The following is a 20,318-nucleotide window of genomic DNA, read 5'->3' as shown; positions in this document are numbered from 1 at the left end:
AAAAATGGTACCACGATCAGAGGTGGCTCCATTCTCAAGGTACCCGATTTCACCGCTTATTTCAAGTCGCCAGCTCAAATGTCGCCTGATCCAAAATGCGGACCCCGGGCTCGGACTCCATCTCCTTCATGAGGGCGAAAAGCGCTTCGTCTTTCATTTTGGCTTCGATCATGATATCCAGCTTCGGGGTAATTCCGGCAATCGACCGCAAAAACGCCAAAAACGGCGGAACATCGATATAATCGGCATGGCTGCGGACGTCCTTTTCATTTTTGGGGCTGGAGACGTGAATTTTCGGCGGCAGGTCCGGGAATCCGGCGAAAATCTCCCACGTTTTCAAAATGCGCGGCCACAGCTCGTGTGCCGGTTCTCCATTGTTGTTGACCTCGTGGTGGTGGATATCCAGCACCATCGGAGTCCGGGCTTCTTCGCAAATGGCGAGCGTTTCGGCGGCGGTAAACGTTTTGTCGTCGTTTTCGAGGGTAATTCGGCGGCGGATTCGCTCGGGAAGATCTCCGAACTGACGAATAAACCGTCGGCCCGCCGCTTCTTTGTTGCCATAGATCCCGCCCACGTGAATGTTGCATTTGGCGGTTTCGTCCAGTCCCATCGCTTCAAGCATTCGAACGTGCCGATCAAGATCGGCGGCGGAGCTGGCCAAAACCTCGGCGCGGGGAGTGCTGAGCACGGTGTAATGGTCGGGATGAAAGCTGACGCGCATGCCGTGCTGTTTGGCGTAATCGCCGATTTCGGCGAACTGCGGCGTCAAAGCGGGAATCGGGTCCCAATCCTGCAGCAGCTCATGTCCGATAAGCGGGATGAGCCGCGAGGAAAACCGGTATAAATGGATATCGTGGGCGCGGTTATGCCGCAGCAGGCGAAGCGTGTTTTGCAAATTTTCCCCCGCAATCCTCTCCAGCTTGCGTATGGCCGCTTCCCGGTCCTCCAGCTTCGCAAAGGCGGTGGCGGTCATCGTTTTGGAGGGGGAAGCGTTTTTTACGACGGTGGACATCGCCACGTAGCCGAGACGCACGATCAATGGGCTCACCTTCCGTTTCACGAAATGCTGCGGTTAGTGTCCCCCAAAACAGGAAAAAACCCTTCGCCGGATGGCAAAGGGCTCAACACCGATTTTTCATTTGTGAGGTTCGCCGAAAAACATCTCGTGCGCCAGCGCGGTCTGAACGGCCGCTTCCTGCTCGGTCAGCTTGCGGACGAGCTCCATCTCGACCTGCGTAACCTCTTCTCCCTGAAAGTTGATTTCAGCGATGGAGGCCAAGATTTTGACGATCGCCACCGCCTTGTTGTCCGGCGTGTAGGCAATCACCTTTTGCCCGGTGGGGTAGACACGGAAGCCGCTTTTGACCATCTTGCCCCGCCCGTATTCGAGCAATTCGTACAGTTCCTGCTCCGACTTGAATTTGCAGACGGAATTGAATTCGGTTTGAAAGCCCATGCTGAACACCTCCCGATAGAATGCAGAAGTTAGTTTACAGGTCAAACGTATATTGAATCGACTGCTTGGCCGCATGGCGTTCGACCGCGAGCCGGATCAAATCGTCGAGCAGCTCGGCATAAGATTTGCCGCTTTCCTTCCACAGCAGCGGATACATGCTGAAAGGAGTAAAGCCGGGCATCGTGTTGATTTCGTTAATGTAGATTTTACCGCTGTCCCGGGTCAAAAAGAAATCGACACGCGACAGGCCGGAGCCGTCAATCGCCTGAAAAGCGCGAACGGCCAGTTCACGAAATTGCGCGGCGAGCTCACTCGGGATATCCGCAGGGATGATCATGGCCGATTTGCCGTCGATATATTTTGCCTTATAATCGTAAAATTCATTGGAAGAAACGATTTCGCCCGGCACGGAAGCGATCGGATCGTCGTTGCCGAGCACGCTGACTTCGATCTCGCGGGCGTCGATGTTTTCCTCGACGATGACCTTCCGATCATATTGGAAGGCTACTTCGATCGCTTTTATCAGCTCGTCGCGGTTATGGGCTTTCGTGATGCCCACGCTGGAGCCGAGGTTGGCGGGCTTGACAAAGCATGGGTAACCGATCGCAACCTCGATTTCCATCAGGAAATACGGGTGGTCCTTCTCCCATTGGTTGCGGGTAAAATGACGGAACACGCACTGCGGAAGCCCTTCTTGGGCGAATATTTTCTTCATCATGACTTTATCCATACCGACGGCGGAAGCCAAGACGCCGGCGCCTACATAAGGGATGTTCGCCATCTCCAGCAAGCCCTGGATCGTGCCGTCTTCGCCGAACGTCCCGTGAAGAAGCGGCAGCACCACATCGATAGGACCGGCCGCGCTGCCTGAGGATCTGGAGCCGGATGCCGTCACAGCGGAGCCGAAAAATGGCTGCAGCGCAGCGGTGCCGCCTTCCTCGAGTGCCGGCTGAAACGTCAGCTGCTCCACCCTTTCAAGCGGTCCGGCGAGCTGCGGCCCGGAGCGCCATTCGCCTTGTTTGGTAATATAAAAAGGGAGAATGTCGTATTTGGAAAAATCAAACGCCTTGATGACGGCCAGCGCCGTCTGCAAAGAAACGTCGTGTTCTCCCGATCTCCCCCCGTAAATGAGACCTACGCGTATTTTTTCGCTCATGGTAACCCTCCAAGTAAGTAATGCATGCGGGCCTGCGGCAAGTATCCGCATATTCCGTGATGGTTGAAGCATCCTAATAATTAGGCATGCAAAAGCCTTCGTTTAACCGTCGACGATATGTAAAAAACGATAACGAGTGCGCGGTGTCCAGGCATGCGAATCCTGATACGACCAATAGCGGTGCTGGCTGCTGATGGTATGTGCGTTGACGAGCGGCATGCCGAGCGGGTCGAATGCGGTCACAATCGTATTGTGCCCGAAGCGGCCGGTTCCGTCCCAGTCATAGCAGAGCACATCTCCGAGCCGGAGCAAGTTCGGGGCTTCCACTTCGACAGCGCGTTTGCTTGAAGTCAAATACGATTGCAGGCTGTGGGCCACCGCCCAGCTGAAGCTCCACAGCTCCTGCCCTTGGCTTCTGCCCTTATACCACCAGCCCGAATCTCTTTTCCCAGTATAGTGCATCGGCGCCCCCCCTGCAAAGAGGCACTGGGATACAAAATTCGTGCAGTCAACCTCAATGGCGGCGTAGGCAGGGTTATAGCCGTTCCACCACGTATCCGCGTACTGCGCCGCTTTGCCCCGGTCGTAACGGAAGCGCCGGTGGGAAGGTTCGGGCTGGCCAAGCACCTCGTAGTTCAAATAAGGAACGGAGGGTATATATTCCGTCCTGATTTTGGAAGATTCCTGCACCGGAAGCAAGTCGGGAAAAACGCCGGCATCAGGCAAGAAGGATCGCTCGCCCGCCAAGTTCTGCACCTGAACGATATGCCAGCGTTCGCCCCGGCGGTGCAAAAGCAGCCTTTCATACTCGATCCGGCGTTCGGTTTGCTGCTCGTCACGAATCTGCGAGACGATCGTTCTTTTCAAGGCAACGTCGGCAATTACTTCTTCGGCTTGGACCTGAGTCCGGACGATCGAGAGCCGGGTCTCGTTTTGCACCGGCCGCAGTTGCCTTTGCCAGGCCAGTTCGCGCATGCGGGCGAGGCGGTCGATCTGGGCATGCAAAAAAGCGTCGTCCTCGACCAATGTCAGCAGCGGTTCAATTGAGTAATCGATATCCATTTGGTTTCGATGGTGGACGTAGTCGTAAACGAGCGTTTTCCAATTCATCCGATCATGACCTCCCCAAAAAGGCGCAAGAAGGCCACCCCGCCCTGGCGCTGCCGCAGACTGGCTGGCTCTTTCGTCAAAGTAAAATTCGTTATAATATATGAAATTCGGCGGGTAAAAATGATTGAAAATCTCTTTACGCCCCGTCGATCAACATGTATACTTAAGTTGCGGTGGAATTATGAAATCATGTTTCACTATATGAAACAAGAAAATGTTAGGAGGCATCAAGCATGTCCAAGAACGATCAGTACAAAGCTCGCAAAAGCTTGAGCGTGAGCGGCAAAACGTACGCGTACTACAGCTTGCAGGCGCTCGAGGAGCAGGGCTTCAGCGACGTTTCCCGGCTGCCTTTTTCGATCAAGGTGCTGCTCGAAGCGGCAGTTCGCCAATTCGACGGCCGTGCAATCACGCCGGAGCACGTAAAACAAATCGCTAACTGGGCGAAAGAGCGCGACGATAACAAGGAGATTCCGTTCATCCCTGCACGTATCGTGCTGCAGGACTTCACCGGCGTTCCCGTTGTCGTCGACCTTGCGGCCATGAGAGATACGATGAAAAAAGCCGGCGGAGATCCGAAGCGCATCAACCCGCTCGTTCCGGTCGACCTCGTTATCGACCACTCCGTCATGGTTGACGCGTTCGGTTCGAAGGACGCTTTGGATTACAACATCAACGTGGAATTCGAGCGCAACGAAGAGCGCTATCGCTTCCTGCGCTGGGCGCAAACGGCGTTCGACAACTTCCGTGCGGTTCCTCCGTCAACGGGTATCGTGCACCAGGTTAACCTGGAGTACCTCGCTTCCGTTGCGGCAACGAAGCAAGTGGACGGCGAAACCGTCGTTTATCCGGACTCCCTCGTCGGTACGGACTCCCATACCACGATGATCAACGGCCTCGGCGTCGTCGGTTGGGGCGTCGGCGGTATCGAAGCGGAAGCGGGCATGCTCGGCCAGCCGCTTTATTTCGTAGCTCCGGAAGTCATCGGCTTCAAGCTGACCGGCAACCTGCCGGAAGGCGCAACGGCTACCGACCTGGCGCTGACCGTTACGCAAATGCTGCGTAAAAAAGGCGTTGTCGGCAAGTTTGTGGAATTCTACGGCCCGGGCCTCAGCAACATCAGCCTCGCCGACCGGGCGACGGTGGCCAACATGGCTCCGGAATACGGCGCGACGATCGGTTTCTTCCCGGTCGACAGCGAAACGCTGAACTACCTGAGAAGCACCGGACGCGAAGAAGAGCAAATCGCGCTCGTCGAAGCTTACTACAAAGAGCAAGGCATGTTCCGTACGGACGCAACTCCGGATCCGATTTTCACCGATAAAATCGAGCTGGACCTGTCCACCGTCGTTCCGAGCTTGGCCGGACCTAAACGTCCGCAAGACCGCGTCGAGCTGACGAACATGAAGGAGTCGTTCAACTCCATCATCCGCACGCCGATCGACAAAGGCGGATACGGCTTGTCCGAAGACAAGATCAACGAAGTGGTAGATGTAAAGTATCCGAACGGCGAAACCGTGAAAATGGGTACCGGCGCCGTCGTTATCGCCGCGATCACTTCCTGTACGAACACTTCGAACCCGAGCGTTATGCTGGGTGCGGGTCTCGTTGCGAAAAAAGCGGTCGAGCGCGGTCTCGTGAAGCCGGCTTACGTGAAGAGCTCCCTGACTCCGGGTTCCCTGGTCGTTACCGAATACCTGAAAAAAGCAGGTCTGATCGAGCCGCTCGAAGCTCTTGGCTTCCACGTTGCCGGATATGGCTGCGCGACATGTATCGGTAACTCCGGTCCGCTGCCGGATGAAGTCAGCCAAGCGATCGCCGACAACGACATGACGGTCGCCGCCGTATTGTCCGGCAACCGGAACTTCGAAGGCCGCGTGCACGCGCAGGTTAAAGCGAATTACCTGGCTTCGCCGCCGCTCGTCGTCGCTTATGCTTTGGCCGGCACGGTGAATATCGACCTGACCAAAGATCCGATCGGCTACGACAAAAACAACCAGCCTGTATACCTGAAGGACATTTGGCCGTCCAACGCCGAAGTTCAAGCAGCCGTACAAACGGCCCTGACTCCGGATATGTTCCGCGCCAAGTATTCCAATGTGTTCCGCGCCAACGAGCGTTGGAATGCGATCGACGTTCCGGAAGGCGAGCTGTACGAATGGGATCCGAAGTCCACGTACATCGCAAACCCGCCGTTCTTCGAAAACATCCAAAACGGCATCGGCGACATCGCGGACATCCGCGGCGCCAAAACGCTGGCTCTCTTGGGCGACTCCGTTACGACGGACCATATCTCCCCTGCGGGCAACATCAAGGTTGACAGCCCTGCCGGCAAATATTTGATCGAGCATGGCGTGAAGAAGGAAGACTTCAACTCTTATGGCTCCCGCCGCGGCAACCACGACGTGATGATGCGCGGTACGTTCGCGAACATCCGCATCCGCAACCAAGTGGCTCCGGGCACCGAAGGCGGCGTAACGACTTACCTGCCGACCGGCGAAGTCGAGTCGATCTACGACGCTTCGATGAAATACCAAGCAAACGGCACGAACCTCGTCGTTATCGCAGGCAAAGAATACGGTACCGGTTCTTCCCGCGACTGGGCGGCTAAAGGTACGTTCCTGCTCGGCGTGAAAGCCGTTATCGCCGAGAGCTTCGAGCGGATCCACCGCTCCAACCTGGTAGGCATGGGCGTGCTGCCGCTGCAGTTCAAAGCGGGCGACAGCTGGAAATCGCTCGGCATTACCGGCCGCGAAACGTTCGACATCGTCGGCCTGAGCAACGATGTGCGTCCGGGCCAATCCGTCACGGTGAACGCTACGCGCGAAGACGGCTCCACGTTCTCGTTCGAAGCGATCGTCCGTCTGGACAGCCTGGTCGACGTCGACTACTACCGCAACGGCGGCATCCTGCAAACGGTGCTGCGTCAAATCATGAAATAAGTTCGTAATAAAAAGCGAGTGCTCCATAAGGGGCGCTCGCTTTTTTGTGCTTATTTTTAAATGGGATAGTTCCAGTCACTTGGGTTTAGCCGTTTGTATGCAGAACAGGCGGAATGAAGACACTATGTGCGAAAGGAGGGGACTTTTGTGCCATTCGACGTTTCTTTGGTACATCGCACGGCGGATGAAATCGAAGAGTGCGCCCGCCGGCTGCAGCAGCACGTTAATTCGCCCCAGGAGCTGCAAATGGAGCTGCTAAAAATCCAAAGCTGCATCGACAGCCTCGGGTCGCTTACCCGAAATGAGTCGGCCGGAGCAAACGCCAAAACGGCTCAGCTTACGCCGAACCAAAATCAAAGCTAGCTTCAGGAAGGGGGCAGGAAACCGCACATGGCAAGCGAAAACTCCAATGATGCCGTCGTAAGCGAGAAACGACAGGGCTTGAAAGCAAGCTGGGAGCTGCCGAACGACCGGGCTTCCGCCGACGCGACGACGCAGGACAAGCCACTTGGCGCCGATCAGGTCGGGGACATTCCGACGAATTACGAGAACAAGCATGTCAGCTATCCGGATGCGACCAGCTTCGAAGTTAAAAAATCGCCCGGACGTTTGGGGTAAACCGGGACAAAATTCGCCATACTATACAAGGAGGAGTCATCCATGGCTAAGACGACAGGCAAAGGACTGGAAAATACGGTCCAAATCAATAAAGAGGAAATTCAGGCAGGTAAGGTACAGGCGAAGGAAAATTATAAAATGGACAATTCTAAAGTCGACGCGGACCATATCAAGTAAACGGCAAGTCCCCACCGGGACACACGGTGGGGACTTGGTTTTGGTATGCCTGCCGGGAGGTGCCGGCCCGGCAAAAAGGCACGATGGCCCGGCGGGGGCGGGAGGTGCCGTCCCCTACTTCACCATCGTGCCCATGCGCCGCGCCGCTTCCATCAGCAGCGGCGCGTGCGCTTTCATCATGTCCGGCGTCAGGCGGTTCGCCGGACCCGATACGGCAAGCGCGGCCACGAGCCGATGCGCGCGGTTCAGGATCGGCGCGGCGACGGCGGCGGCGCCAGGCTCGCGCTCTTCGACGCTCGTCGCGTAGCCGAGCTCGCGCGCTTCGTCAAGCTGCGCCTGAAACGCAGCCCGGTCAAGACCCGGCGCCTCGCGGAACAGCTGCTGCTGCACCTCGGGCTCCGCGAAGGCGACCAAAATCTTGCTCGAGGCGCCGACGTACAGAGGCAGCCTCGCCCCGATCGGCGCAACCCGGCGGATCGCCTGGTTGCTCTGCACCGCCTGCACGCGCACGCGTTCCATGCCGTCGCGGACGTACAGGCTGACCGTCTCGCCCACCTGGTCGCGCAGCCGTTCCATTTCCGGCAGCAGGATGAGCGCCGGATCGTCGTTTTGCGTCAGGTTCGCCGACAGCTCCCAGACGCGGAAGCCGAGCCGGTATTTTTCCGAAGCCGGGTCCCGCAAAATAAACCCTTTGCCCTCGAGCGAGGCGAGCAAACGGTGGACCGTGCTCTTATGCAGGCCGACCCGCTGGGATATTTCCGTAAGGCTCAAATCCGAAGAATCCGTAAAGCAAAGCAATATGTCCAAAGCGCGTTCGACCGCGCGTACGGTAAGTTTGGAATCGTCCATGCCGATAAATCCTCCTGCCTGACCGGCCGACAGTTTCACTCAATGAAACCAAGTTTACATACAGTATAGCCCATCGGGAGGCTTCCGTAAAGAACCGATTGCGGCCAGGGAGCACGTTAAATCTCACCAATGCACGCCATTGCCGCCTTTGCGGCGACAATCGGCATTCCCAGGCTCGTTCCGGCCCATTTGACCCAGCAGGGGGACCGGTAAAGGTTCGTTAAATTCAGGTCCGATCGGTCCTCAGACAGCGGGAGGATCTCCGTTTATTACAGCCGGATTACAGCGAGTTTACAATTTCACAAAACCATTGACGCATGGAGGACCGCCATTTTACTATACATATACAAGAGAATTATCCGGAATATTCCGACAACTCGTTCGTCGGCCGCAGACTCTCTTTTTCCCAAGAAGTGACGCTCCAACTTACCAGCGAGGAGGGATCATGATGGACAGCACTTCTTATCAGCCTGCTTCCCTTTCCCCCGCCACAGCGGAAGTCGTCGTCGCCAGGCCCGCTTCGGCCAAGAGACGGTGGCTGCTTATCGTCATTATGTCCCTGCTTTTGCTCATGACGAGTCTGATCCTGGCGTTTCACGCCTATATCGCCTGGACGCTCGCGCGGCCTCACGTCGATCCGCTCAAATCGAATCCGCTGAAAGCGATCGGCACTCCTTACGAGGACGTCGTTTTCCCGAGCGCCAACGGCAAAACCGAGGTCAGCGGCTGGTACATCCCCGGCTCGACGCATAAAACCGTCATCTTTTCGCACGGATACGGCGCCAACCGCGAAGAAATTTGGGTGCCGATCTATGCGCTCGCCGGAGCGCTGAATAAGCAGGGCTACAACGTGCTTATGTTCGACTACGGGTTCGTCCATCCCGAGCTAACCGTCACTGGAGGCATTCAGGAATCCCAGGAGCTGCTCGGAGCGATCGATTTCGTCAAGCAGCGGGAAGCGAGCAAAATTTTCGTATGGGGCTTTTCCATGGGGGCCGGTACGGCGCTGCAGGCGGCTTTGCAGACCAAAGATATCGACGGGATGATCTTGGACAGCACGTTTATCCTCGATCCGGAAACGCTGTATCACAACATGAAGCAGTACGTGAATTTGCCGAAGTTCCCTTCCCTGCCGCTCGTCAAGTTGTTTTTCCCGATTCTGAACGGCGTCAGCCTGAAGCAGATCCCTTATCAAAAGGTGATGGAAACGAAATATACGATGCCGATTTATTTTATTCACGGGCAAAAGGATTTGAAGGCGCCTTATGAAATCGTGGAGGACATTTATAAAAATCAGGTGAATCCGGAATCGCAGCTGTGGCTGCTGCCGAACGGAGAGCATGAATGGATTTACCAGCCCAACAAGCGCACCTATTTGAACCGGACGCTGGGTTTTCTGAACGAGCTTGCCGCGGCACCGAATCTGAAGCTGACCCAATAAGGGGAATTCCCCGACACATAGCCTCCGGCCTCCTTGAATACAATGGAGTAGTAACCCGGCTCGCCCGGGCCACTTCCATTCAAGGAGGTTTTTTTGCCGTATGCTGCGAGTTTACGGAACGCTTATGCCGCTGCGCGTGCTGGAAGAAATTCGGTTTTGGAAAATGCAGGAGAAAGAACATACGCTCGTCATCCGGCAGATCGCTCCCGGGCTCGAGCCGGAATATGTCCGATTGATGGAACAGTGGGAGCAGGTGTTCGCTCAAGCAGAGATGGCGGCAACGCGTTGGATCGAAGCGGTGATCCGCATGCAGGCGCCTCTCGATCCGGCAATGCTGGCCCGGATTCAGGCACTGCTCGCAAGCGCGGCGGAGCAATCGAATGCGTTTATTGGCCAGCTGATATCGCTGATGCAGCTCAGCAAAGCTTTGCGGGAAAACGCATTCGCGGGCACGGTCGTTCAGCATATCATCCGCGAATCGGAATATTTTTTGGGCGTGCTTCAGGCGATAAGCTTTGACGATCCGGGAGGCTGGATGACGATGACCCCGATGCCCGCTCGCGCCGAAGCGCCGGGCCTCGATCCGACTGCGGACGCGGACAACATCAAGGAACGCGTTAAACTGCACATTATCGGCAAAACGGAGAAAGCTTCGGCCATGGAGCTCACCTCCACCAACGAAGGCGTCTGGACGCCGCCCGCAGCCGAGCCGCACAGCCCCGTCCCCATCGGCGGCCATAAGCTGCCTCCGCTCCCCTACCCTTATGACGCTCTGGAGCCGTATATCGATGCCGAAACGATGCGGCTGCATCACGACAAGCACCATCAAACCTATGTAGACGGGTTGAATAAAGCCGAAACGATGCTGTCCCGCGCGCGCAAATCCGGCGACTTCGCGCTCGTCAAGCATTGGGAAAGAGAGCTTGCCTTCCATGGCGCCGGGCATTACCTGCATTCGATTTTCTGGAACGCCATGAAGCCGGGAGGAAGCAAAATCGGCGGCCCCATATTGCCTGAGCTGTCCGCCTCCTTCGGCAGTACCTCCGCGTTTCAGCGGCAGTTTTCCGAAGCGGCGGACAAAGTGGAGGGCGGCGGATGGGCGATTCTCGTCTGGAGCCCGCGAAGCCGGCGGCTCGAGATTTTACAGGCGGAAAAACACCAAAACCTGTCGCAGTGGGACGTCGCCCCCCTTCTTCCGCTGGACGTCTGGGAGCACGCATATTATTTGAAATACCGGAATGAGCGCCGCAAATATATCGATGCCTGGTGGAACGTCGTGAATTGGGATTATATTAACGACCGCTTTACCGCCGCCCGGAGCGCTTCGTGGCATTCTTTCTGAGGGTGCTGCTCATTTTAGCCTTCCAGATGCTCCAGCAGCCGGGTGTACGATTCTATCGCGTCAAGTTCGGCCTGCCGGCCCTTGCGCAGCAGTTCGGCGCCCGCGTACCGCCGTTCCTTGTCCGGAATCGGCCCGAACGGCTGCATCCAGGGGAACATTTCATTCAGCTTCGTAAAAATTTCGTTCAGCTTCTGCGCCTGCCGGATAGCGTCGTCAAAGGCGGACGCGCTATGCGGCAGCATTGCGGCGAGGCGCTCTTTGGCTTCGCTAAGAAACTGCCCTGCATGGTATCTCAGCTCCCGCCAGGCGTTGGCATACAGCCCCAAATACCAACCGTCCACGATCCCCTTTTCCAACGCGCGAATCCACACATCGTACGCCTCCGCTCCGGTTCGCAAATCGGGCTGCACCCACGGCCCGTCCGGCGCTGCGAACTCCACGGCCAGACGCAGAGCACCCGATACGACGCTGTGGTCTTCGGCCGGCTTGCCCGGTTTCGCCCAGTAGAGCCGGATGTCTCCCGCTTCTTCGGGCGGAAGGAACGGTCCCGTCGCCTGTAAACGGCGGCAGGCCTGGCATCGGCAAGGCGTTTTGACGGGCCCTTCCCTTTTCCAATCATTACGCCGCCGCGTGCAGGGCTCGCACGGACATACTCCGCGGCCGAGCTGCGGCCAGGGGATAGCGCTGCCCGCGCGCCCGTGCCACGAATGCGAATAATATCCGTCTTGATCGTATCCGACGATGAGCGCATACTCTCCGCCGGGCTGGTCAACGGAGCGGCCGAAGACGGCCCATCCCGCGTCGATGGCGGCACGGGCCGCATCCCACGCCTCGCGGAGCAGCGCCAGGCGCGCTTCTCCGCGCACGTCGCCCTGAACCGAGCCGAGCTCGAGCCCCAGACCGGCAGCGAAAAGCTCGATCATTTTGTGCTCGGGCAGCGCAAGGCAGTGGTCGTGAACGTTCACTTCCGGGTGCACCGCCATCAGAAAAGGCCGCCCCGTCGCTCCCCGGATCCACGAATCCGAAGCATCGATGCCGTAATACCGGGCAACCCCTACCAGCGTATTGAAATGAGATATGCAGCTGTCGCCTTGATACACGAGGCCCGGAAGCAGCTTCCTGCCGGCCAGCGCTTCCGCGATGCGACCAAGCGTGCGGGCCGCTTCCAGCTCCGCCTGCCTCGCCGCTTCCATACAGCCCGCAGCGCGGCTTCGCCAGCCGCCGGCGTCCTTCCGCGAAGCTTCCGCCAGCTCCGCTGCTTCCCGCAGTTTATCCCGCGCGGCCTCATAAAGCCTGGCCGCCTCCTCATGCAAACCGGCCTGGTTTCCCCCTGTCTGCCCGACTTGTACGCTCCGAAGAAGCTGCACGATATCCTCGCGTTTTGCGCTCCAATTAAGCGCAGCGGATGCGAGCTCGGCCGGCTTCGCATCCGGCGCGGACGACGCCGCGATCCACTGCCCGAACGCGGAGGCCGCCGATGAGGCTCCTACATCCGCCGCATAGCGGAATACCGCAATGATCCGCTCCCGCTCCTCCGCCTCCTTCGCCGGCCGCACGGCGTACAGCTCCAGATCGGAAGCTCCCGCCGCCGCGCTCCATGCGGCGATTCCGGCTTCCGGCGCCTCGGATCTGAAGCCTTCCCGATTGCAGGAGCGGATCGCCCGATACTGCTTCTCGCCGGCCCATTTGCCGAAAAGCGGAAGCCCTTTTGCAAGCGCGCTGCGCACAAACTCCGCTGCATCCTCCTCACCGCTCCGCTTGGTCACATCGAGCCCGTAGCCGCGCACAAGATCAAGCTGCACTTCCGGGCCCGCGTCCTCCCCGAGTCGAAGATGAAACGAATGGCCGGTTCCGGCGGCGAATACCGCTTCGTCGACATAGCGATTATAAAATCTCAATGCTCCGAGCAAGCAGCCGACGAACGAAGAAGCATGCGGCAGCGCATGGTAACCCGGCACGGCCCTTATGGAGCCGTCCGCCTCCGGCTCTCCCTCGCGTACACCGCTAGCCGGAAGATGCTCCCTGATAGATACGGAGCCGACCGTCAAATTCGCTCTCCAGCCGGTATGCACTCCGACTTTCCCCTTGAGCCCGCGGTAATTGCCGGGCAGCGCGAACCGCTCCTCCCCGTTCACCAGCAGCCTCATCACATCCTCAGCGATAATCCACTCCACGTGATGCCAGCGTCCGGCAGGCACAAACCCGAGGCCCGGTACGTTAAAAGCCTGGCCTGTTGCCGGATGTTTGACGCGAAGCAAATCTTCGCGGCGGTCCCAGTTCAGGATGATTTGTCCTTTGGCGAAAATAAACCCGATATTCGTGCTGTCGGTCATCACCGTCGCTTCGATCGTCAGCGGCGTTGCGTATTCCCGCTCCGTCCGCGCAGGATGGATGCCGAACGAATCGGTAAACTGGATGCCGTCCGCCGTCCGTACCGGATGGCTTTCCGATGCGGCAACAAGCCGGTCAATCGCTTCATTGCCGCGGTATACCGCTATCCAAAGCGGCTCGCGTCCGTCTGCTTTCATTTCCATACTCATTCGCACGGTCCCTCCTTTTCCCCATAGTCAATTCAAAATGCGGCTCAGCCGCCCTAACGTTTCGATCCCCGCCGCCTCATGTTCCCTCGCCTCGGCAAGATGAGCGATCGCGAGACCCGCCAAGTCCGGATCGAGCGGCCTGCCGCCTCCGGGAAACGGAAACATGGCGGCCAGCCGGGCCAGGCAAGCCGCCGCTTCGTAATAATGCCCCTCGGCGTCGAACAGCAGCCTGGCTTTTTCACCCTGCCATCGCCCGGACAAGCCTCGCAGAAAACGAACCGCATGCTCCCGCGCATCGGCTGCGATTCGCAGCGTATAAGCGTTGCCCAGCGGATCCACCGCACGTTCGCGGAACGCCCGCTGCCATGCGTCATAGGCTGGCAGCCCGCACACGTAGCCGGGAAACGTCTTTTCCCCGTAGGCATGGGCTGTGATCATTCCGATCAATTGACTCACCGCCTGATCTGTTTCCGGCCGGCCAGCTCCTTTTTCCACGGTCATCACGAAAAGTCCGCCCGCGGCTCCTTGACCCAGCCTTTCATAAGCGAGCTTTTTGGCACCTTGACCGTCATCCCCGATCAGCAGCTGCCGGTCGTCGTCATAACCGTACAACAGACCGAATTCCGGCTGAAACAAGTCCCACGCGATAACGGGAGCCCCCGACGCAATCGCCCACCGAATCAAACCTAACGCCTCTCCGAGCATGTAGGAGGAAGGAGGCATTCCTCCGTCCCCGACATGCCGCACGACAAGCCCGAGATTCGCTAGCCCTTGTGCGAAAGCAGGCTCCCAAAAATACATATGCGGCCCCGACGCATCGATCCGCCGGCTTTCCACGCTAATCCGAAACGCCTGCCCGGTAAATCCCATCGTCTCGGACAAGCCGATGCCGCCGCAAATACCGGTATGCCGAAGCAGCAGGTACAGACACGCCGCCAGCGAAGACCGGCATTGTTCCCAAGTTTCCCGTGCGGCCCGAAGGGGCAGCGTTACCGCCTTGCAGTCACGCGCCCCCGCCTCCTCGCGGATCCGGTCGCGCAAATAATGGCGCAGCCGGTTTTCTTTCACCTTTTGCCGCGATCTGGAAATGAATTTGTAAACGCTGGTTTCCGGCATTGCAAGCAGGCGGGCGATTTCCTGCGGGGACAGCCGGTCAAAAAAATGGGCTTCGAAAACATCCCGCTCCTTGGCCGATAATCCATGCATCATCTCCTGTATGGCGGTAAAAAACTCCCGGCGCAGCAGCGCATGTTCCGGATCCGCTTCGGCATCCGGCGTCCCGCCGGACCTCGTCAGACGGTAAAGGAGGCTGTCCAGGTCCCGCGAACCGGAATCGTCTCCTGCTAACGCATGCCCTCTCCCGGTGACGCCGGTAAACGTCGTTTCCGGCGGCCTGGCACCCGCACGGCGGACATTCATCAGCGCCTGATTGCGGACGATCCGGCTCAGCCATGGCGCGAAGCGATCGACGTCCGCCAGCGTGCGGATATGCCGGTACGCCTGCAGCAGCGCCTCCTGCACGACGTCTTCGGCAATGTGCGGATCGCGGGCGATGCGGCGGGCGATGCCGAACGCTTTGGCCCGGTATCGGTGCACAAGCTCGCCGAAGGCGGCGGAATCCCCGGCCCTGGCCCGGCGGGCGAGCTCCGCTTCCAGCCCCCGCTCGCCGCTGAAGTCGGCGCCACCTTCATTGGGTTCGAACTCTTTCTCCGATCGCACCCGGCCACCCCCTCTTTTCTCCGTCTAATTGCTTTGATGCGGCAAAGCGAACTTTTTGGACATGGCTTGCGAAAAAAATATTTTTAACCAAATCATACCATATCTACTTCTCTGGTATGTGCTGTTTGTCGAATAATGACCGGGGGGAGTCATTACTGCGGACAGCAGATCCGCTATTTGCTCATTCCTCCGGATTTTGACATATATGCGGACACAAGGTACGTTATCGGCTGTAAAACCATACAAATTGGCCCATTCAGGCTTCAATAACGGAACGTATGTCCGGTTTCATTTAAAATTTGTTCTACGGGATGAAATAACGTATCCACGGTCCGCAAAATTTGGCCGGAACGCGAGACGGAAGCATGGTACGATGAGGCACAGTACGTTGGGACGGGAGCGAGCATGGGAAAGACACAATTGTTGCTGAAGAACGTACAAGAGTCGTACGGGGATTTGGAGTGGTATGGAGATATGGGGAGGGATGGGGATTTGGGGGTGCGGGGGCTGTATGCGGCGGAGGGCCCAGGCGACAAGACAAGAGCGTGTCAACGTCGGGCACCCTCGCCGCCAAACAAAAACAGCCCCTGCTCAAAAGGCAAAGGTTGTTTTTCGCAATTACTCTTTGATCAGTGCCAAAAACTCGGAACGCGCGGCCGCATCCGTACGGAACAGCCCGCGGACCGCGGAGCTGACCGTCTTGCTGCCCGGCTTCTTCACGCCTCGCGAGCACATGCACAAATGCTCTCCTTCGACGACCACCATGCAGCCGTGCGGCTTCAGCACTTCATCCATGATGTCGGCAATTTCCGACGTAATCCGCTCCTGCACCTGCAGGCGTCGCGTAATCGCCTCGACCAAGCGCGCAAACTTGCTGAGTCCGGCGATTTTGCCGCTCGGGATGTACCCGACGTGTATTTTACCGAAAAAAGGGGCCATGTGATGCTCGCATTGGCTGTAGTAGACAATATCCTTGATGATAACGAGCTCCTCGTGTTTTTCATCGAAGGTGACGCCCAATATTTCTCTCGGATCTGCATCGTACCCGGCGAAAATCTCCTCATACATCCGGGTAACCCGGGCCGGTGTGTCCAGCAGCCCTTCCCGATCGACGTCCTCTCCGATCAAACGCAAAATTTCTTTGACGTGATGCTCGATCAGCTCGCGGTTTTCGATAACCCTGTTGTTTCTGTATTCCTTTGCAGGCATCGCTTATCGCCCTCTTATTTTTTGAATTTTTGGCTTTTCATCATTTGCTGGGCCTTGGCCAGCTGCTGCTTGTTCAGGTTGTAGCCCATCTGCTTCGCCATCTGCTGCAGCATCTCCGGATTCGACTGCATCTTCTCCATCTGCTTGCGCAAATAAAATACGCCGACGAAAAAGCCGCCGATGCCTCCTACAATCAGCGTTACAATCGGGATGATGATACTCCACATAAAAGTCACTCCATCATTTATCTTTTTTCACAACATCATATCACGGAAGTCCGATTCAAAACAAATACCGGCAGCGGCCGGCGGAGGGGTCAGCTTAATACGGCATCGATAAAAATCGTGTTGTGCTTCGCCAAATCGATCTCTTTAACGTCAAGCTCACGCTCGTCACTCTGCTTGACGATGCGCACGATCGGCCGCCCGGGCAAACCGCGATGCTGGCCGACCACGACGCCGGTTTCCTTCGTCGATAAACGGACCGATGTCCCCGTCGGGTAAACCGAAACGGTGCGCAGAAATTGGATCACAATGTCGCGGTCCAGCTTTGTACCGGCCATCGCCATGATTCTTTCGCATGCTTCATGGGGCTTCAGCCGGCGGCCTAGCGACAGGTCGAACAGCAAATTATCGTAGGTGTTGGCTACGGCGGTAATTTTCGCATAAAGATGGATTTGATCTCCTGCAAGTTTGCGCGGAAGCCCTTCACCGTCGATCGTTTCGTGATGCTGGAAAGCGACGTGGGCAATGAGCAGGCTGAATTCGCGTTTGTTTTTCAGCAGTTCGAATCCGCGCCACGTATGATGAAGCTTGATGTCCTGCGATTGGTCATCGGTCGTAATCCCCACCTTGCCAATATCGTGGAGCAGCGCACCGATCGCCAGTTCCTTGAGCTGCGTGACGGAAAGCCCCAAATTGACGCCGATCAGGGTGGACATCATGCACACGTTAAGCGCATGCACGTACGATTCGTTATCCTGCGTGCGGATGTCCGAGAGCTGGACGAGCACCTCGCTGTTTTGCATGACCTCCTCCAGAAGGTCTTCGATGCTTCCGCTGAGCGAGCGGGTGTTCAGCTCCTTGCCGGAGCGGATCGACTCGAACGTCTCGCCCATCTGCTTCATCACCGCACGTTTCGTTTCTTCGGAGACGACATCAACCGGTTCCACGTCTTCGAAGTTCGGATCCTTGATCGAAATCATCGTCACGCCGATCCGGCGCAGGGTGGTGATCATGTATACGGTCAGCTGTACCCCTTCGGACAGCAAAACCGCCCCATTGCCGGAAAAAATCGTCTTGCCCAAAAGCTGTCCCGGTTCCACCGCATCGATATGGACATACCTCATCCTCGCTCCACCTCTATCCGTTATTCGCCGCTGCCCCGGCGACCTTAGCCGGCTGCTCGAGCTCCAGCAAAAAGGTCTTGATCGGCAGTCCGCCGCCATAGCCGACCATGTCGCCCCCGGCGCCGATCACACGGTGGCACGGAACAACGATGGCTACGGGGTTGTTATGGTTGGCTCCGCCGATGGCGCGCACCGCCTTTACATTGCCGATGCCTTCGGCAATTTGCTTGTAGGAGCGGGTTTCCCCGTATGGGATGCGACACAGCTCGGACCATACTTTAAGCTGAAAAGGGGTTCCGCGCATGTCGAGCTTCAGCTCGAAAGATCGCCTTTCCCCGGCAAAATATTGCTCCAGCTGCCGCACCGCATCGGCGAGAGCCGGCGGATTATGCTGCCAAAGCGCTTCATCGCCGAACCACCGCGCGGACCACGATTGCAGCCGGCTTTGCCGTTCTTTATAGGCGCCGAACTCAATATTGCAAAGTCCGCTGTCGGTCGCCGCGAGCACAAGCGGCCCTATCGGGGACTGCATTTCGTCATAATTCAGGACGGTTGCTTCCATGTTCATTCTCCTCCAATACGGCCAATGCTTTGGTCAGCTCGCGCTTCACCGCTTCGTCTTCTTCCCCGCGGAGCGCTTCCCGCACGGCGCTGAGCGCTTCGTCGCCGCCGATGCGCCCGAACGCCCAGGCCGCCGTGCCGCGGATTTCCGGCCGCGGATCGTCGCGCAGCAGCTGTGCCAGCACCGGCAGCGCGGAAGCGTCCCTGAAATTGCCGAGCGCAAGAATCGCATTGCGCTGAATCGGCTTCTTGCCGCGCCACGAAGCGGCACTGCGCCCGAACCGCTCCTTGAACTCGCGGTTCGTCATGGTGAGCAGCGGCACGAGCAGCGGCTTCACCGTTTCCGGGTCCGGCTGAAGCTCCGGATGGTGAGACCAATGTTTTCCTTTATTTTTCGGGCAGACGACCTGGCAGGTATCGCAGCCGTAAAGCCGGTTGCCGATTTTCCGCTTCAGCTCGTCGTCTTCGATCATACCCTTCGTCTGCGTCAAATAGGACACGCACCGCTGCGCATTCAGCTGCCCCGGACCGACGAGCGCTCCCGTCGGGCATGCATCGATGCAGGCGGTGCAGTCGCCGCAATCTTCCGTCACCGGCGTATCCGGCGGGAACGGAATGTTCGTGATCATCTCCCCGAGGTATACCCAGGAACCCCATTCCGGGGTGATGATCGCGCAGTTTTTGCCGGTCCAGCCGATGCCGGCGCGCTCCGCCACAGCCCGGTCGACCAATGCCCCGGTGTCGACCATGCTCTCGATGAGCGCATCCGGCACGCGCTCCTTGATATACGCCTCGAGCTTCGCGAGGCGGTCGCGAAGCACGGCGTGATAATCTTCTCCCCACGCCGATCTGGAAAGAATGCCGCGGTAGGCGCCTTTCTCCGAACGCGGCGGGTTGTCCATCCGCGACGGATAAGCAACCGCGATGGAAATGATCGAGCGCGGCTCCTTGTGGCTCAGCTCCGGATAGACGCGCTTGTCGATGTCCCGCTCCTCGAAGCCGGACTCGTGGCCTTTCTCCCGATGCCGCAGCAATATCTCTTTAAGCTCCAAAAAAGGATCGGCCGAGGCGAAGCCGATTTTATCGATGCCCAGCTTGCCTGCATCGCGCCGGATATCTGCCTTCAGCCGCTGCCAATCCGTCATCTCCCGCACGGCGGTATTTTCAGGCAAGGGAAATCACCTCGCTGCATAGTCTTTCCCTTACTATTTCCAAATTGAAACAAATACAGCAAATGCTACGCTTACCGAACTTTATTTCAACTACAAAGCTCTGATCTGCTTGAACGGCCATACGATCCATTCCGCGCGCCCTTCGATTTGCTTGCTCGGCACCGAGCCGAAGCTGCGGCTGTCAAAGCTGGCGTTACGGTGGCGATTATCGCCCATGACAAAATAGGAATCGGCTTCGACGATGTGAGGACTGAACCTGCCGTCTTCGATGGAGGAATCGACGTAGGATTCGGCTAAGGGCTCGTCGTTGATGTACAGCCGCCCCTGCTTGATCTCTACCTTATCGCCCGGAAGGCCGACAATGCGTTTCACCAAATAAGGATGATTGGAATGCTCTGCATCGTCCTCGCGAATGATAACGACATCGCCGCGGTGAAGCGATCCGATATAGCGGATCGTTTTGTTGATAAACAGCCATTCGTCCTCCTGAAGCGTCGGCTGCATGGACGAACCTTTAACCGTAGATAAATGAAAGCCGAATTGATGTACGAGTACAACGAGGAACAGCGCTACCAAAATCGACTTGAACCAGTCCCAAATTTCCCCAATCAGTCCGGGTGATGCGCCCTCGCCGAGCTCGCCCGTCGCTTTGTCAGGCAGGTTAGTTCCGCTTAACAT

Annotated in this window: 19 protein-coding genes; 6 read left to right on the top strand and 13 right to left on the bottom strand. The window is 57.6% G+C overall.

Translation table 11 applies throughout. The annotated features are described in order from the left end of the window. Positions 1-61: 61 nt before the first annotated feature. From uvsE to MYS68_RS32470, 4 genes are all read right to left on the bottom strand, one after another. On the bottom strand, positions 62-1,039 hold the full coding sequence (uvsE, locus tag MYS68_RS32485) for a UV DNA damage repair endonuclease UvsE (RefSeq protein ID WP_248929758.1): 978 nt from the start codon (positions 1,037-1,039) through the stop codon (positions 62-64). A 96-nt stretch (positions 1,040-1,135) separates the two neighbouring features. Beyond that, positions 1,136-1,456 carry a hypothetical protein gene (locus MYS68_RS32480; RefSeq protein WP_248929757.1) on the bottom strand — a complete coding sequence of 107 codons (321 nt, stop codon included), beginning with the start codon at positions 1,454-1,456 and terminating at the stop codon, positions 1,136-1,138. 34 nt (positions 1,457-1,490) lie between these two features. Further along, complete coding sequence (locus tag MYS68_RS32475; protein WP_248929756.1) at positions 1,491-2,612, bottom strand: D-alanine--D-alanine ligase; 1,122 nt, start codon at positions 2,610-2,612, stop codon at positions 1,491-1,493. Between the two features lie 102 nt (positions 2,613-2,714). Beyond that, positions 2,715-3,722 carry an amidase domain-containing protein gene (locus MYS68_RS32470; RefSeq protein WP_248929755.1) on the bottom strand — a complete coding sequence of 336 codons (1,008 nt, stop codon included), beginning with the start codon at positions 3,720-3,722 and terminating at the stop codon, positions 2,715-2,717. A 233-nt stretch (positions 3,723-3,955) separates the two neighbouring features. On the opposite strand from MYS68_RS32470, the gene acnA reads away from it, so the two are divergent. The 4 genes from acnA (at position 3,956) to MYS68_RS38710 (ending at position 7,459) form a co-directional block, all read left to right on the top strand. After that, complete coding sequence (gene acnA / locus MYS68_RS32465; RefSeq protein WP_248929754.1) at positions 3,956-6,664, top strand: aconitate hydratase AcnA; 2,709 nt, start codon at positions 3,956-3,958, stop codon at positions 6,662-6,664. A gap of 147 nt (positions 6,665-6,811) precedes the next feature. Further along, positions 6,812-7,027, top strand: coding sequence for a hypothetical protein (locus tag MYS68_RS32460; RefSeq protein ID WP_248929753.1), 216 nt, complete (start codon positions 6,812-6,814; stop codon positions 7,025-7,027). Positions 7,028-7,054: 27 nt separating this feature from the next. Then, a complete protein-coding gene (locus MYS68_RS32455; protein WP_248929752.1) occupies positions 7,055-7,282 on the top strand; it encodes a hypothetical protein in 228 nt (75 codons plus the stop codon). 42 nt (positions 7,283-7,324) lie between these two features. Continuing rightward, positions 7,325-7,459, top strand: a complete 135-nt coding sequence (locus MYS68_RS38710; RefSeq protein ID WP_275983587.1) for a hypothetical protein — start codon at positions 7,325-7,327, stop codon at positions 7,457-7,459. Between the two features lie 114 nt (positions 7,460-7,573). Here MYS68_RS38710 and MYS68_RS32450 read toward each other — a convergent pair whose 3' ends face one another. Then, positions 7,574-8,308, bottom strand: a complete 735-nt coding sequence (locus MYS68_RS32450; RefSeq protein WP_248929751.1) for an IclR family transcriptional regulator — start codon at positions 8,306-8,308, stop codon at positions 7,574-7,576. Between the two features lie 448 nt (positions 8,309-8,756). Here MYS68_RS32450 and MYS68_RS32445 point away from each other — a divergent pair, with 448 nt between their 5' ends. Beyond that, positions 8,757-9,749, top strand: a complete 993-nt coding sequence (locus MYS68_RS32445; protein ID WP_248931084.1) for an alpha/beta hydrolase — start codon at positions 8,757-8,759, stop codon at positions 9,747-9,749. Between the two features lie 100 nt (positions 9,750-9,849). Beyond that, positions 9,850-11,091: a Fe-Mn family superoxide dismutase gene (locus MYS68_RS32440; RefSeq protein WP_248929750.1), complete on the top strand. Its 1,242-nt coding sequence runs from the start codon at positions 9,850-9,852 to the stop codon at positions 11,089-11,091. Positions 11,092-11,105: 14 nt separating this feature from the next. Here MYS68_RS32440 and MYS68_RS32435 read toward each other — a convergent pair whose 3' ends face one another. The 8 genes from MYS68_RS32435 to lepB form a co-directional block, all read right to left on the bottom strand. Then, a complete protein-coding gene (locus MYS68_RS32435) occupies positions 11,106-13,631 on the bottom strand; it encodes a LamG domain-containing protein (RefSeq protein WP_248929749.1) in 2,526 nt (841 codons plus the stop codon). A gap of 27 nt (positions 13,632-13,658) precedes the next feature. Beyond that, entirely contained in the window at positions 13,659-15,350 is a 1,692-nt protein-coding gene (locus MYS68_RS32430) for an RNA polymerase sigma factor (protein ID WP_248929748.1), read from the bottom strand. A gap of 618 nt (positions 15,351-15,968) precedes the next feature. Continuing rightward, the gene (gene folE, locus MYS68_RS32425; RefSeq protein ID WP_248929747.1) at positions 15,969-16,559 is read right to left on the bottom strand and encodes a GTP cyclohydrolase I FolE; all 591 of its coding nucleotides are present in this window, start codon (positions 16,557-16,559) and stop codon (positions 15,969-15,971) included. A gap of 14 nt (positions 16,560-16,573) precedes the next feature. After that, positions 16,574-16,786: a YneF family protein gene (locus tag MYS68_RS32420; RefSeq protein WP_248929746.1), complete on the bottom strand. Its 213-nt coding sequence runs from the start codon at positions 16,784-16,786 to the stop codon at positions 16,574-16,576. A gap of 89 nt (positions 16,787-16,875) precedes the next feature. Further along, complete coding sequence (locus MYS68_RS32415; protein WP_248929745.1) at positions 16,876-17,907, bottom strand: HD-GYP domain-containing protein; 1,032 nt, start codon at positions 17,905-17,907, stop codon at positions 16,876-16,878. Between the two features lie 13 nt (positions 17,908-17,920). After that, positions 17,921-18,469, bottom strand: coding sequence for a methylated-DNA--[protein]-cysteine S-methyltransferase (locus MYS68_RS32410; RefSeq protein ID WP_248929744.1), 549 nt, complete (start codon positions 18,467-18,469; stop codon positions 17,921-17,923). Next, positions 18,444-19,613: a tRNA epoxyqueuosine(34) reductase QueG gene (gene queG, locus MYS68_RS32405; protein WP_248931083.1), complete on the bottom strand. Its 1,170-nt coding sequence runs from the start codon at positions 19,611-19,613 to the stop codon at positions 18,444-18,446. Before queG ends, MYS68_RS32410 begins: the two co-directional genes overlap by 26 nt. 117 nt (positions 19,614-19,730) lie before the next feature. Beyond that, positions 19,731-20,318: a signal peptidase I gene (gene lepB, locus MYS68_RS32400; protein ID WP_248929743.1), complete on the bottom strand. Its 588-nt coding sequence runs from the start codon at positions 20,316-20,318 to the stop codon at positions 19,731-19,733.

It is taken from the genome of Paenibacillus hamazuiensis (genome assembly GCF_023276405.1).
GTDB lineage: Bacteria > Bacillota > Bacilli > Paenibacillales > NBRC-103111 > Paenibacillus_AF > Paenibacillus_AF hamazuiensis.
Note: the sequence above shows the minus strand (reverse complement) of the source record. Positions and strands in the feature narration are given on the sequence as shown.

What these genes read in the sequence shown, in the direction of transcription:
- lepB (WP_248929743.1), bottom strand. Translation starts at nt 20,318, where the DNA reads ATGTTAAGCGGAACTAACCTGCCTGACAAAGCGACGGGCGAGCTCGGC.
- MYS68_RS32410 (WP_248929744.1), bottom strand. Translation starts at nt 18,469, where the DNA reads ATGGAAGCAACCGTCCTGAATTATGACGAAATGCAGTCCCCGATAGGG.
- folE (WP_248929747.1), bottom strand. Translation starts at nt 16,559, where the DNA reads ATGCCTGCAAAGGAATACAGAAACAACAGGGTTATCGAAAACCGCGAG.
- MYS68_RS32435 (WP_248929749.1), bottom strand. Translation starts at nt 13,631, where the DNA reads ATGAGTATGGAAATGAAAGCAGACGGACGCGAGCCGCTTTGGATAGCG.
- MYS68_RS32440 (WP_248929750.1), top strand. Translation starts at nt 9,850, where the DNA reads ATGCTGCGAGTTTACGGAACGCTTATGCCGCTGCGCGTGCTGGAAGAA.
- MYS68_RS38710 (WP_275983587.1), top strand. Translation starts at nt 7,325, where the DNA reads ATGGCTAAGACGACAGGCAAAGGACTGGAAAATACGGTCCAAATCAAT.
- queG (WP_248931083.1), bottom strand. Translation starts at nt 19,613, where the DNA reads ATGACGGATTGGCAGCGGCTGAAGGCAGATATCCGGCGCGATGCAGGC.
- MYS68_RS32445 (WP_248931084.1), top strand. Translation starts at nt 8,757, where the DNA reads ATGGACAGCACTTCTTATCAGCCTGCTTCCCTTTCCCCCGCCACAGCG.
- acnA (WP_248929754.1), top strand. Translation starts at nt 3,956, where the DNA reads ATGTCCAAGAACGATCAGTACAAAGCTCGCAAAAGCTTGAGCGTGAGC.
- MYS68_RS32480 (WP_248929757.1), bottom strand. Translation starts at nt 1,456, where the DNA reads ATGGGCTTTCAAACCGAATTCAATTCCGTCTGCAAATTCAAGTCGGAG.
- MYS68_RS32470 (WP_248929755.1), bottom strand. Translation starts at nt 3,722, where the DNA reads ATGAATTGGAAAACGCTCGTTTACGACTACGTCCACCATCGAAACCAA.
- MYS68_RS32455 (WP_248929752.1), top strand. Translation starts at nt 7,055, where the DNA reads ATGGCAAGCGAAAACTCCAATGATGCCGTCGTAAGCGAGAAACGACAG.
- MYS68_RS32450 (WP_248929751.1), bottom strand. Translation starts at nt 8,308, where the DNA reads ATGGACGATTCCAAACTTACCGTACGCGCGGTCGAACGCGCTTTGGAC.
- MYS68_RS32415 (WP_248929745.1), bottom strand. Translation starts at nt 17,907, where the DNA reads ATGAGGTATGTCCATATCGATGCGGTGGAACCGGGACAGCTTTTGGGC.
- MYS68_RS32420 (WP_248929746.1), bottom strand. Translation starts at nt 16,786, where the DNA reads ATGTGGAGTATCATCATCCCGATTGTAACGCTGATTGTAGGAGGCATC.
- MYS68_RS32475 (WP_248929756.1), bottom strand. Translation starts at nt 2,612, where the DNA reads ATGAGCGAAAAAATACGCGTAGGTCTCATTTACGGGGGGAGATCGGGA.